The organism is Allobosea sp. NPDC003192, from assembly GCF_050275675.1.
In the GTDB taxonomy this organism is placed as follows: domain Bacteria; phylum Pseudomonadota; class Alphaproteobacteria; order Rhizobiales; family Beijerinckiaceae; genus Allobosea.
Window position 1 is genome coordinate 25,476 of record NZ_JBNNPK010000018.1, and the last position, 12,617, is coordinate 38,092.

Here is a 12,617-nt window from a genome sequence, read left to right on the forward strand (position 1 = left end):
TGACGGTGAGCCTACCCGCCCACCAATTCGAACCAGCCGGCCTCGTCGATCACCTTGACGCCGTGCTTGGTCGCATCCTTGAGCTTCGAGCCTGCGCCCGGCCCTGCAACCAGCAGATCCGTCTTCGACGAGACCGAGCCGGCGACCTTGGCCCCCAGCCGCTCGGCCATCGCCTTGGCCTCGTCGCGGGTCATGCGCTCCAGCGCCCCGGTGAAGACGACGATCTGGCCGGCGACCGGACTGGACGAGGCCACCGCCTCCAGCGGCTGCGGCGTCACTTCCGCAAGCAGCCGGGCGAGCATCTGCTGGTTGTGCTCCTCGGCGAAGAACTGCAGCAGCGCCTCGACTACGGTCGGGCCGACGCCGTCGATCGCATCGAGTGCCGCGCGCTCCTCGCTCTCCGGGTTCTCTGCGGCGAGGCAAGCGGCCTCAAGCGCCTCGAACGAGCCGTAATGGCGCGCCAGCAAACGGGCATTGGTCTCGCCGATATGGCGGATACCGAGTCCGAAGATGAAGCGGTTGAGCGGCGGTTTGCGCCGGTCGTCGATCGCCTCGAACAGCTTCTTCGTGCTGGTCGCGCCGAAACCTTCCTTGTCCTTCAGCTTCTTGAGGTTCGCAGCATCGCGCTGCGCCAGCGTGAAGATGTCGGCCGGCTGCTTCACCGGCAGATCGGGATCGTCGTGGAAGAACTCGATCTGCTTGTCGCCGAGTCCGTCGATGTCGAGCGCGTCGCGCGAGACGAAATGCTTGAGACGCTCGACCGCCTGGGCCTCGCAGATCAAGCCGCCGGTGCAGCGGCGCACCGCATCCTCCTTGCCCGAGCGCGGATTATGCTCGCGCACCGCATCCGAACCGCAGACCGGGCAGGTCGTCGGGAAGACGTAGGGCTGCGCATCGGCCGGGCGCTTGGCGAGGTCGACCGCTTCGACGCGCGGAATCACGTCGCCGGCGCGCTTCACCGTGACGGTGTCGCCGATGCGGATGTCGCTGCCGTCACGGATCGGCAGCCCCTTCGAATCGAAGCCGCGGATATAGTCCTCATTGTGCAGCGTCGCATTGGTGACGACGACGCCGCCGACCGTCACCGGCTTCAGGCGCGCCACCGGCGAGAGCGCCCCGGTGCGGCCAACCTGGATGTCGATCGCCTCCAGCACGGTGCTCGCGAGCTCGGCCGGGAACTTGTGAGCGATCGCCCAACGCGGCGCCCGCGCGACGAAGCCGAGCCTGGCCTGCAGCGCGAGATCGTCGACCTTGTAGACCACGCCGTCGATGTCGTAGCCGAGGCTCGCACGCTGCGCCTCGATCGACCGGTAATGCGCCAGCAACTCTTCGACGCTCTCGCAGCGCGCCATCAGCGGATTGGTCCTGAAGCCCCAGCGCGCGAAGGCCTCGACGACGCCGAACTGCGTCTGCGCCGGCAGAACCGGCATCTCGCCCCAGGCATAGGCGAAGAAGCGCAAGGGACGTGATGCCGTGATCGAGACGTCGAGCTGGCGCAGCGAGCCGGCGGCGGCGTTGCGCGGATTGGCGAACTCACGTTCTTCCTTGTCGCGCTGGCGCTGGTTGATCGCGGCGAAATCGGCATGGCCAAGATAGATCTCGCCGCGAACCTCGGCGATGTCAGGCACGTCCTTGCCCTCCAGCCGGTGCGGGATCTCGGAAATTGTGCGGGCATTGGCGGTGACGTCCTCGCCCTCCTCGCCGTCGCCGCGCGTCGCGGCGCTGACCAGTTCGCCTCCCTCGTAGCGCAGCGAGAGCGAGAGCCCGTCGATCTTCGGCTCGGCGGTGAAGGCGATCGGCTGGTCGTCCTTGCGGCCGAGGAAGGTGCGCACGCGCGTGACGAAATCGGCAATGTCCTCGTCGGCGAAAGCGTTGTTGAGCGAGAGCATCGGCACGCGATGCCGGATCTTGGCGAACTTGCCCGAGGGCTTGGCACCGACCTTGTCGGAGAGCGCCTCGGCGCCTTTCAGCTCCGGAAAAGCGCTTTCCAGCGCCGTGAGTCGCCTGAACTTCGCGTCGAAGGTCGCGTCGTCCATGATCGGCGCGCTGTCGCTGTGATAGGCCTCGTTCGCGGCCGCGATCTCGGGCGCGAGCGCCTGATGCTCGGCGCGCGCGGCCTCGGGGGTCAGATCTTCGACGGGAGTGGGAACAGTGTCGGCCATGGCGCAGTTCTAGTTGAGGGGAGGTCCGCTGCGAAGCGCCTGTTTCACGATCTGGCTACGCCGATTTGTGGCAGGAGCGCGTCGGGTGTAGGCTTCTCCCGCTGAAATGGATGCTCGACGCCTCGCAGGTCTTGACCGGAGGATCGCGTCAGGACCGCCAAGGCGAACCGGGCCGTAACCGGGAAGAACGCCATGGCCGATACCCATATCCATCATCCCCCGATGGCGGCGAACGATGCTGCGCCTGCCGATGCCTTGCCCGTCAACGAGATCGGCATCGCCGATATCAAGGATGCCCTCAGGCAGGGCTATGCCGACTTCATGGCTCAGCCGAGCCACCTGCTCTTCATCGCTTTGATCTATCCGATCGCCGGCATCCTGCTCGCCCGCCTGACGGTGAGCTACAACATCTTCCCGCTGCTGTTCCCGCTGGCCTCGGGCTTTGCCCTGCTCGGCCCCTTCGCCGCGATCGGCCTCTATGAGATCAGCCGCCGCCGCGAGCTCGGCATGGACACCTCCTGGAAGCACGCGCTCGACGTCGTGCACTCGCCCGGCATCGGCCAGATCGCGACGCTCGGCGCGCTGCTGATGGGCGTCTTCCTCGCCTGGCTGTTCAGCGCCTGGGTGATTTATCGCTGGCTGATGGGCGACGTGCCGCTCGACTCGTTCGAGAGCTTCATGACGCCGCTGCTGACCACGGTGAACGGCTGGACGATGATCATCCTCGGCAATGCGCTTGGGCTGCTCTTCGCCATCCTGGTGTTCTCGATGACGGTGATCTCCTTCCCGCTGATGCTGGACCGGCATGTCAGCATGGCGACCGCGGTAAAGACCTCGATGGCGGCCGTCGAGAAGAGCCCGCGTGGCATGCTGTACTGGGCGCTGACGATCACGGCGCTGCTGGTGCTCGGCTCGCTGCCGGTCCTGGTCGGCCTGATCCTGGTCATGCCGATCCTCGGCCACGCCAGCTGGCACCTCTACCGCAAGGTCGTGCCGCGGTAGGCGCCGCCATCTCCTCGCCGTCATGGTCGGGCTTGTCCCGACCATCCACGTCTTCGCCTCATTGATCGAAGGCGGTGTTCAAGACATGGATGCTCGCCACAAGGGCGAGCATGACGGTTGATCCTGCTCAATGCTGATCAACCGACACCTCGCGCGTCAGCCCACGCCGGACCAGCCCGACTGCGAGCAGCACCGGCAGCGAGGCGATCAGCCCCATCGCCGAGAGCCGACCCCAGAGCGTCTCGTCCTCGTTGATCAGCGTCGCGATGAAGGCCGGAAGGGTGAATTTCGACGGCGTCTGGATGAAGAGCAGAGCGAACAGGAACTCGTTCCAGCTCATGATCGCGACGAAGACCGCGGTCGCGACTAGGCCGGGCATCAATAGCGGCACGACGATCTCCAGCAGCCGCTTCAGGAAGCCGGCGCCGTCGAGCATCGCCGCTTCCTCGAAGGAATAGGGCACGTCGCGCACGAAGCCGAGCAGCATCCAGATCGCGAAGGGCAACGCCAGGATCTGGTTGGCGAGGATCAACCCGAGATGGGTGTCGAGCAGGCCGAGCGCCCGCAGCACCTGGTAGAGCGGGATGGCGAGCGCGATCGGTGGCGCCAGCTTGATCACCAGCACGAAGCCGAGGAAGACGATGTCGAAGCGCTTGGGCAGTTCGAACCGCGCCAGCGCATAGGCCGCCGGCAATCCGGCCAGCAGCGACAGGCCCACCGTTCCCAGCGCCACCGCGATGCTGTTGAGCCCGAGCCGCCACATCCCGCCGTCGAGCAGCACCCGGTAATGCGTCAGCGTCGGCTCCTGCGGCCAGAGCGCGATCGAGGTCGAGACATATTCGGCCGGCGGCTTGAACGAGGTCGCGACCATCCAGAGCAGCGGGATCAGCGAGAGCGCGCAGAGGCCGAAGGCGGCGATGATCCGGATCATCGGCCCGCTCCCTTGAGCAGCGACGCCGCATAGACGGCGGCGAGCAGCCCGGCGACGACGATCATCACGACCGCCGCGGCTGAAGCCAGCCCGATGTCGAAGAAGCGGAAGCCCTGACGGTAGACGAACATCGAGACCGTCTCGGTGGCCTGCCCCGGCCCGCCGCCGGTCATGGCATAGACCTTGTCGAACAGCTTGAAGCTGTCGACCGAGCGCAGCAGCGCCGCAACGAAGAGATAGGGCGCGAGCAGCGGCAGCGTCATGTCGCGAAAGCGCCGCCACGGCCCGGCGCCATCGACCCGGGCGGCCTCGTAGACGTCCTGGGGGATCAGCCGAAGCCCGGCGAAGATGATCAGGAAGGCGAAGGGCGCGGTTTGCCAGAGGTCGACCAGCACGATCGACCAGAGCGCGAGATTGGGATCGAACAGCCAGGGCACGCCGGGCAGGCCGATTGTGCGCAGCAGGTTGTTGAGGAAGCCGAGATCGAAATGGAACCAGGCCCGCCAGATCGCGGTGACGACCATGGTCGAGAGCACGAAGGGCGCGAGCAGCAGCGCCATGATCAGCGTGCGGCCGGGAAAGGCGCGGTCGAGCAGCAGTGCGAGACCTAAGCCCGCGGCGACTTCGAGCACGGTCGAGACCACCGTGAACAGCACGGTGTTGGTCACCGCCTGCCGGAAGAAGCGGCTGTCCCAGAGCTCACGGAAATTCTCCAGCCCGACGAACTTGGCGTTCTCGAAGCCGTAATCGGTGGCAAACAGCGAGAGCGCCAGCGTGCGCCCGAGCGGATAGAGCGTCAGCGCAACGAAGATCAGCAGCGCCGGCGTCAGCAGGAGCCAGGGTAGCAGGCGGCGTGAGGCGGTCATTGCGTCCAGACGGAAAGCGGGCCGCCTCGCAGGGAGGCGGCCCGCGTTAGGGTCAGCGCGAGAGCGCGCGGGCGATCTGGGCGTTGGCCTCGCTCAGCGCCTGCTTGGGCTGCATCTGGCCGATCAGGGCGAGTTGGAGATAGTCGCCGAGAATGGTCTCGACGCGGGCCCACTGGCTGATGCGCGGGCGGGCCTGAGCGACGTTCAGCGCCTCGAGCTGCGCCGGGTACCAGCGGTACTTGGCGACGAGGTCCTTGTCGTTGAACAGCGCGGCGAGCGTCGGCGGGTTACCGGTCTCAAGCGCGATCAGCTTCTGGTTCTCAGGGCTGGTGACGAAGCGGATGAAGTCGGCGGCGCGCGCCTTGTTCGGCGAGTCGGCGGGGATGCCGAGCAACCAGGCACCCAGCATCGGCGCCGGTCCCTTGACCTCGCCCGGTGTGGCGACGACCTCGACCTGGTTCGCGACCTTCGAGGCGTTGCCGTCGAGCGTGCCGGCCCAGGACGACCACATCTCGACCGCGATCGCGGCACGGCCCTGCTGGATCGCGTCGCGCAGTTCGGTCGCGTTGTAGGTCTCGACGCCCTTCGGCGCGAGCGCTTTGAACGAGAGGAACTGGGTCAGTGCCTTCTCGGCGGCGGGCGTGTCGAGCACGGCCTTGCCGTCGGCGCTCACCACGTCGCCGCCATGGGCCCACAGCACCGGCAGGAAGGAGGTGACGATCGGGTTGCCCTTGATGCCGCGGAAGACCAGCGCCGAGACGCCCTGCTCCTTGTCCTGGATCGCCTGCGCCGCCTTGACGACGTCGCTCCAGGTCTTGGGCCGCTCGAAGCCGTGCTTGGCGAGCAGGTCCTTGCGATAGGCGAACATCGCGATGTTGCCAACGAAGGGCGCGGCATAGAGCTTGCCGTTGTGCTTGGAGACGTCGACCGCCGACTTGACGAACTCGCCCGGCAGGCCACCGACAGTGTCGAGATCGGTGAGCCAGCCGCGCGCCATGAATTCCGGCGCCCAGATGTCGTCAAGCATGGCGACGTCGGTCGCCGCGGTCTTCTCGCGCGCGCCGACCGCGAGGCGTTCATAGAGCGGGCCGCCCCCGAGCTCGAGCCGCTCGATCTTCACGTTCGGATTCTTGGCCTGATAGAGCTCGACCATCTTGGCCAGCGCCGGAGCGAAGCCGGCGTCGCGCCCGGCGATCACCAGCCGGTCCTGCGCGGCGGCGGGCAGGCTCAGCCCGGCCAACATCAACACGGCGCCGAGCGCCTTCGCAATCGTCCTCATGGCATTCCCCCGTCCGGGTCTCTGCCCGGGCGGGCATTGTGGGAGCGGATGGCTGGGGAGTGCAACAGATATACGACGATTTCGGAACAATCCCGCGCGGCGCGGCGTTCGAATGATGCTGCGGCGCTGCCGCGCCGATCATCGGCCGTTGCGCTGCGACGGCAACGCAACCTGAGGGGGCTCCGCCATGAACAACATCATCTACATCGTCGGCCTGGTCGTCGTCGTCCTCGCGATCCTGTCCTTCCTCGGTCTGCGTTGATCGAACGGCAACCCTTGGCTGATTGGTGAAAGGACGCACCGATGCGTCATGCTCGCCCTTGTGGCGAGCATCCACGTCTTGAGCACCGCATTGGACAGGCGAAGACGTGGATGGTCGGGACAAGCCCGACCATGACGGCAAAGCCGAGAATCAGCCGGCGCTCAGCGATCGTCGCGGCGCGGCTTCTTGCCGGTGAAGGGCTTCTTCGCCGCGAACGGCTTCTTCCCGCCGAAGCTCTTGGCCGCAGGCCGGCCATCGCCGTGGCGCTCGCCGCCATGCGCGGCGCCGAACGGCTTCTTGCTACCCTCGAACTTGCCGCCCTTGAACTTGCCGGCGAACGGCTTGCCGCCAGGCTCGCCCTTCTTGTCGAAGGAGGGCCGCTCCGGCCGCAGGATCGCGGTTTCCTCATAGACGGGTTCGCGGTCGCGCCGCGTCGGGTCGTAAGGCTTGCCGAACGGCTTGCGCTTGCCTTCATAGGGCTTGCGCTCAGCCGAACGCTCGTCGCGGGCCGGATGGGCCCCACGCGGCGCATGGCTCGCCTTCTCGCCGAAGGGCTTGGCCGGCCGGCGCTCGGCTTCGCCGGTCACGGGCTCGATCGTGATCCGGTCGCGATCGGGCACGCGCGTCAGCTCGGCGAAGCGCTCGGCGACATCGGCGTCGATCTCGACCTTGGTCTCGCGATCGAAGATGCGGATCGCGCCGACCTCGTCGCGGGTAATCTGGCCGCGCCGGCAGATCATCGGCAGGAGCTTGCGCGGATCGGCACCGTCCTTGCGGCCGGTGCTGAGCCGGAACCAGACCGTCTCGCCACGCGGGCCGGAGCGTTCGCCGCGCTCGCGGTCACCCGGCGTGCGCTTCTGCGCGTAATCCTCGCTGCTGCGTACCGGACGGCGCTCCTCATGGCCGAAATTGGGATCGCCGACCTCTTCCGTCGCCGGCAGGCGTGAACGGTAGACGCGCACCAGCGCCGCCGCGAGCTCTTCGGCCGAACGCCCGGCGAGCAGAGCGCCGATCATGCCAGCATCGTCTTCGCCGGCTTCGCCCGAGAGCAGCGGGTCCTGCAGCATGCGCTCCTGATCGAGCGCGCGGATCTCGTCCTGCGTCGGGGCGGCGACCCATTCGGCTTCGGCACCCGCTCCGGCGAGCAGCATCTGCGCCTTGCGCCGGCGCGAGGGCGGCACCAGCAGCGCGCTGATGCCCTTCTTGCCCGCCCGGCCGGTGCGGCCGCTACGGTGCTGCATTACCTCGGGATCGTTCGGCAGCTCGGCATGGATGACGAGCGTCAGGCCCGGCAAGTCGATGCCGCGGGCCGCGACGTCGGTGGCAACGCAGATGCGAGCCCGCCCATCGCGCAGCGCCTGCAGCGCCGAATTGCGCTCGCTCTGGCTGAGCTCGCCCGAGAGCGAGACGGCCGCGAAACCGCGTTCCAGCAGCGCCGCTTCGAGATGGCGCACAGCGTTGCGGGTGTTGCAGAACACCAGGGCGCAGGGCGCGTCGTAGAAGCGCAGCAGGTTGACGACGGCAAGCTCGCTCTCGCGCGGATAGACGCGGATGGCGCGGTATTCGATATCGGCATGGCCGCCCTCGGTGCCGGCGACCTCGATGCGCAGCGCATCGCGCTGATAGCTCTTGGCGAGCGCGATGATCGCCTTCGGCAATGTCGCCGAGAACAGCAGGCTGCGGCGCTCTTCCGGCGCAGCCTGCAGGATGAATTCGAGATCGTCGCGGAAGCCGAGATCCAGCATCTCGTCGGCCTCGTCGAGCACCACCGCCTTCAGCGCCGAGAGATCGAGCTGGCCGCGATCGAGATGGTCGCGCAGGCGGCCGGGCGTGCCGACGACGATATGGGCGCCCTCGGCCAGCAGCATCGCCTCGCGCCGCGGGTCCATGCCGCCGACGCAGGCGATGATCCGGGCCTTGGCCTCGCCATAGAGCCAGGCGAGCTCGCGCTGGACCTGGAGCGCAAGCTCGCGGGTCGGCGCGACGATCAGCGCCAGCGGCAGTCCTGCGCGTGGCAGAACCTCGGCCTCGCCGATCAGGTCGGCACCGAGGGCGAGGCCATAGGCCACTGTCTTGCCCGAGCCGGTCTGCGAGGAAACCAAGAGGTCGCGGCCGGCGGCCGCCTCTTCCAGCACGGCGGCCTGGACAGGGGTCGGCTCGCTGTAATTGCGGTCGGCGAGCGCACGCGCGAGCGGCGCGCTCGTGGAGATGAAGGACATGCGATGTCAGGCCTTAGATTGCAGCTGGCGGGTCGGCAGCACGCAGAACGAGGGGCAGCGCCGGACGCGGCACCGCGATATTGCACTGCACATAGAGGAAACCGCGGAAAAAGGGAATGCAGCATCAGCCGGTCCCGCATGCGGCAGCGGACGCCGGCCATGCTGCCCGTTCCGTTGCCCGCGACGAAAGCCGCGTGATCTAAACAAGCGTCACCGAAGCGGAGATCGGCGGATATGAGCAAGACCTGGCGGCGGTTCGGTTCCTACGACGTGCTCATCCTGGACGATGGCGTGTTCGAGGCGCCGCTCGATGTGCTGATCCACGGCGACGGCGAGACGGCGCGCGACGAGGCTGTGGCGCGCTGGGGCAAGCCGAAGGTCAGCATCCCCGTCAACTGCTTCGCCTTGAGGGGCGCCGACGGGATCACTTTAGTCGACGCCGGCACCGGCCCATCCTGGGGCGAGGCGATGGGCCATGCACCTGCAGCCATGGCGAAGGCGGGCATTGGCCCGGAGCAGGTCGAGCGTGTCCTGATCACGCATCTCCATGGCGATCATGCGCTCGGCTTGTTCGATGGCGAGCGCGCCCGTTTTCCAGACGCCGAGATCATCGTGCCCGAAGCCGATTTCAGCTTCTTCGGGGAGGAAGCCAACCGCGCGCAGACACCACAGAACCGGCAGGGCGGCTTCGCAGTGACGGCGGCGGTGAAGAAGCATTATGCCGGCCGCATCCAGCCTGCCCCGGCTGGCATCGTGCGCCCCGGCATCACGCTGGTCCCGCTTCCCGGCCATACCGCCGGCCATAGCGGCTACCTGATCGAAGGCGAACAGAGCCTCCTGCTCTGGGGCGACGTGCTGCACCTCTCCGACCTGCAGGCGACCGCTCCTGGGATCGGCTTCGTCTACGATTTCGACGCCGCCACCGCCCTCGCCTCCCGCCGCGCCATCCTCGAACGCGCCGCCCGCGAAGGCTGGCTCGTCTCGGGCAGCCATATCGAAGGCTTCAGACGCGTCATCACTGACGGCACGGGATACGAGCTGATCCCGGCCTGAGTGCAACTAGCCGCGCGTCCCGGCTGCATCGAGCAGCTTGCCGGCCGCCGCCCGCGCTTCCTCGGTGATCGAGGCGCCGGCGAGCATGCGGGCAATCTCCTCGCGCCGGCTGCCATCCCGCAGCGGCGAAACGCGGGTGACGGTGCGCTCGCTCGCGCCCTCCCCGCCCTCAGCCGATTTCGCGATCAGGAAATGCTGGCCGGCCTTGGCCGCGACCTGCGGCGCGTGCGTCACGGAGATCACCTGCACCCGCGCCGCCAGCCGCGCCAACCGCTCGCCGATCGCATCGGCCACCGCGCCGCCCACGCCGGTGTCGATCTCGTCGAAGACCAGCGTCGGGGCCGAGCCGCGCTCGGCCAGCACCACCTTCAGCGCCAGCATGAAGCGCGAGAGCTCGCCACCTGAGGCGACCTTCATCATCGGCCCCGGCCGCGTGCCCGGGTTGGTCTCGACCCAGAACTCGACGCGGTCGAGCCCTTCCGGCCCGCGCGCATCGGGATCGCTGTCGATCTGCGTGATGAACCGCGCCCGCTCCAGCTTGAGCGGTGGCAGTTCCGCCTTGACCGCGGCATCGAGCGCCGACGCCGCGCGAATGCGCCCGGCCGAGAGCACCGTCGCCAGCGCGACATAGGCGGCTTCGGCCTCGGCGAGCTCGGCCTCCAGCCGCTTCAGCGACCCTTCGCTCTCGTCGAGTGCGGCAAGGTCTGCCGCCATGGTCTCAGCCAGCGCCGGCAGCGCATCGACCGGCACGTCGAATTTGCGCGCCGCCGCCCGCAGGGCGAACAGCCGCTCCTCGACCCGCTCCAGCACGCGCGGATCGAACTCTGCCGCGCGCACCGCTGCCTGCAGGGTCTCGCCGGCCTCTTCGAGCGCGACCACCGCCGTGGTCAGCGCGGCGATGGATGGATCGACCAGCTCCGGCGCCTGGGCTGCGCGCCGTTCCAGCCGGCGCAGCACGCCGGACAGAGCGGCGACGGGAGAGGCCGTGCCGCCGACCGCCTCGAACGCCTCGATAATGTCGCGCGCAACCTTCTCAGCCGCCATCATGCCCTGGCGCTTGGCGGCGAGCGCCTCTTCCTCATCCGGCTCGGGCGCGAGCTTGCCGAGTTCGGCGACGGCATGACGCAGGAAGTCCGCCTCCTTCCGCGCAGTCTCGACCCGGATGCGCTGGCTCTGCAGGGCCTGGCGCGCCTTCTTCAGGGTCTCACTGGCGCGGGCGACCTCGGCCGCCTGCTCTGCGAGTTCGCCGAAGCCGTCGAGGATGGTGCGATGCTGGGCCGGATCGGTCAGGGCCCGGTCGTCATGCTGGCCATGGATTTCGACCAGCGCAGCGCCGATCATGCGCAGGATCTGGACACTGACCGGCTGGTCGTTGACGAAGGCGCGGGTGCGACCGTCGGCGTATTGCACGCGCCGCAGGATCAGGTCGCCGTCGGTGTCGATCTCCTGCGCCTGGGCGAGCACGCGCGCCGGATGCGACATCGGCAGATCGAAGACAGCGCTGACCTGTCCTTGCGCCTCGCCATGGCGCACCAGACCGCCATCGCCGCGGGCGCCGAGCGCCAACGCGAAACCGTCGAGCAGGATCGACTTGCCGGCGCCAGTCTCACCGGTCAGGACGCTGAGCCCGTCATCGAGACCCAGGTCGAGCCGGTCGATCAGAACGATGTCGCGGATCGAGAGCTGAGCGAGCATGACGACTCAGCCCCCTTGTGCCGGCTGCAGATAACCTCGTCGGGGCACCAGCAGGCAGCCCTCAGAGCAGGATGCGAAAAAGTGGGAACCGGTTTTTCGCAAGAATCCTGCTCTGAACTCTTAGAGTCGATCACATTTTATGATTTTGGATCGGTTCGATCCAAAATCATCGTGATCTAGAGGCGGCCGAGACCGGTTATCCCGACGACGGCGCGCGTGAAGCCGTTGAAGGCCCGGCTGATATAGGAGCCGCGATCCTCGCGCGGCTGCAGGCCGCCACTCTCCAGGAGCGTGTAGGCGTCCTTGTACCAGGGGCTGTCCGGGAAGTTGTGGCCGAGCACCGCGGCGGCGGTCTGCGCCTCGTTGGTGATGCCGAGCGCCATATAGGCCTCGGTCAGGCGCATCAGCGCCTCCTCGACATGGCGCGTGGTCTGGTACTTGGTGATGACGTCGCGGAAGCGGCCGACAGCGCCGGTGTAGTTGCGCTTCTCGAGATAGAAGCGCCCGACATTCATCTCCTTGCCGGCAAGCTGATCGCGCGCGACCAGCATCTTCTCGCGTACGTCGAGCACATATTCCGACTTCGGATAGCGATCGAGCAGCTCCTGCATGGCGCGTAGCGCCAGGTCGGTGCGCTCCTGGTCGCGCGTCGCATCCGGGATCTGGTTGTAATAGGACATCGCCAGGATGTACTGCGCATAGGCCGCGTCCGGGCTGGCCGGGTTCTGCGCCAGGAAGCGCTTGGAGGCGGTGATCGCGTCGTCGTATTTCTGCGCCTCGTAGTTCGAATAGGCGGCCATGATCAGGCCCTTCTTCGAATAGGGCGAGAACGGCGCCTGCTTGTCGATCTCGTCGAACTTCTTGTTCGCGCCTTCGGTGTCGCCGTTCTGGAGACGCGCGAGACCCTCGTTGTAGAGCTTGTCGGCAGGAACCTCCGGCAGCACTTCCGGCTTGTAGGTCTCGGGCCGATCGAACGGATTGAGCGCGCTCATCGTGTCGCAGCCGCCGAGCGCGGCTGCGAGGGCAAGAGCCAGCGCGAGACGCTTGCTGCCGCTCGTCGATTCGCCGGAGTTGAATGTCTTCAGCCGCATGACGCTCACTTCATCCGTCCTTATGACGCCCCTTCGACAAGAGCGCGCGAAATGGCT

General features: G+C 67.5%; 9 protein-coding genes. 2 read left to right on the forward strand and 7 right to left on the reverse strand.

Annotated features, from left to right (window positions below; all coding sequences use genetic code 11):
* Positions 1-11: 11 nt before the first annotated feature.
* A complete protein-coding gene (ligA, locus tag ACQKLX_RS21800; RefSeq protein WP_427363653.1) occupies positions 12-2,162 on the reverse strand; it encodes an NAD-dependent DNA ligase LigA in 2,151 nt (716 codons plus the stop codon).
* Positions 2,163-2,384: 222 nt separating this feature from the next.
* Here ligA and ACQKLX_RS21805 point away from each other — a divergent pair, with 222 nt between their 5' ends.
* Positions 2,385-3,164, forward strand: a complete 780-nt coding sequence (locus ACQKLX_RS21805; protein ID WP_427363765.1) for a DUF2189 domain-containing protein — start codon at positions 2,385-2,387, stop codon at positions 3,162-3,164.
* Positions 3,165-3,291: 127 nt separating this feature from the next.
* Here the strand turns inward: ACQKLX_RS21805 and ACQKLX_RS21810 are convergent, their stop codons facing one another.
* The 4 genes from ACQKLX_RS21810 to ACQKLX_RS21825 form a co-directional block, all read right to left on the reverse strand.
* Entirely contained in the window at positions 3,292-4,095 is an 804-nt protein-coding gene (locus tag ACQKLX_RS21810) for a carbohydrate ABC transporter permease (protein ID WP_427363654.1), read from the reverse strand.
* Positions 4,092-4,961: a carbohydrate ABC transporter permease gene (locus ACQKLX_RS21815; protein ID WP_427363655.1), complete on the reverse strand. Its 870-nt coding sequence runs from the start codon at positions 4,959-4,961 to the stop codon at positions 4,092-4,094. The genes ACQKLX_RS21810 and ACQKLX_RS21815 overlap by 4 nt, the downstream gene beginning before the upstream one ends.
* Positions 4,962-5,013: 52 nt before the next feature.
* Entirely contained in the window at positions 5,014-6,240 is a 1,227-nt protein-coding gene (locus ACQKLX_RS21820) for an ABC transporter substrate-binding protein (RefSeq protein WP_427363656.1), read from the reverse strand.
* Between the two features lie 423 nt (positions 6,241-6,663).
* Positions 6,664-8,721, reverse strand: a complete 2,058-nt coding sequence (locus ACQKLX_RS21825; RefSeq protein ID WP_427363657.1) for a DEAD/DEAH box helicase — start codon at positions 8,719-8,721, stop codon at positions 6,664-6,666.
* A 234-nt stretch (positions 8,722-8,955) separates the two neighbouring features.
* On the opposite strand from ACQKLX_RS21825, the gene aidB reads away from it, so the two are divergent.
* Positions 8,956-9,774 (forward strand): AidB family quorum-quenching N-acyl homoserine lactonase, encoded by an 819-nt coding sequence (gene aidB / locus ACQKLX_RS21830; protein WP_427363658.1) that lies wholly within the window; start codon positions 8,956-8,958, stop codon positions 9,772-9,774.
* A 6-nt stretch (positions 9,775-9,780) separates the two neighbouring features.
* Here aidB and recN read toward each other — a convergent pair whose 3' ends face one another.
* Together recN and ACQKLX_RS21840 are read right to left on the reverse strand one after the other, a co-directional pair.
* Positions 9,781-11,469 (reverse strand): DNA repair protein RecN, encoded by a 1,689-nt coding sequence (gene recN, locus ACQKLX_RS21835; RefSeq protein WP_427363659.1) that lies wholly within the window; start codon positions 11,467-11,469, stop codon positions 9,781-9,783.
* A 176-nt stretch (positions 11,470-11,645) separates the two neighbouring features.
* Positions 11,646-12,560, reverse strand: coding sequence for an outer membrane protein assembly factor BamD (locus ACQKLX_RS21840; RefSeq protein ID WP_427363660.1), 915 nt, complete (start codon positions 12,558-12,560; stop codon positions 11,646-11,648).
* Positions 12,561-12,617: the final 57 nt, after the last annotated feature.

Coding starts and splice junctions, on each gene's coding strand:
- ligA (WP_427363653.1), bottom strand. CDS start 2,162: ATGGCCGACACTGTTCCCACTCCCGTCGAAGATCTGACCCCCGAGGCC.
- ACQKLX_RS21805 (WP_427363765.1), top strand. CDS start 2,385: ATGGCGGCGAACGATGCTGCGCCTGCCGATGCCTTGCCCGTCAACGAG.
- ACQKLX_RS21810 (WP_427363654.1), bottom strand. CDS start 4,095: ATGATCCGGATCATCGCCGCCTTCGGCCTCTGCGCGCTCTCGCTGATC.
- ACQKLX_RS21815 (WP_427363655.1), bottom strand. CDS start 4,961: ATGACCGCCTCACGCCGCCTGCTACCCTGGCTCCTGCTGACGCCGGCG.
- ACQKLX_RS21820 (WP_427363656.1), bottom strand. CDS start 6,240: ATGAGGACGATTGCGAAGGCGCTCGGCGCCGTGTTGATGTTGGCCGGG.
- ACQKLX_RS21825 (WP_427363657.1), bottom strand. CDS start 8,721: ATGTCCTTCATCTCCACGAGCGCGCCGCTCGCGCGTGCGCTCGCCGAC.
- aidB (WP_427363658.1), top strand. CDS start 8,956: ATGAGCAAGACCTGGCGGCGGTTCGGTTCCTACGACGTGCTCATCCTG.
- recN (WP_427363659.1), bottom strand. CDS start 11,469: ATGCTCGCTCAGCTCTCGATCCGCGACATCGTTCTGATCGACCGGCTC.
- ACQKLX_RS21840 (WP_427363660.1), bottom strand. CDS start 12,560: ATGCGGCTGAAGACATTCAACTCCGGCGAATCGACGAGCGGCAGCAAG.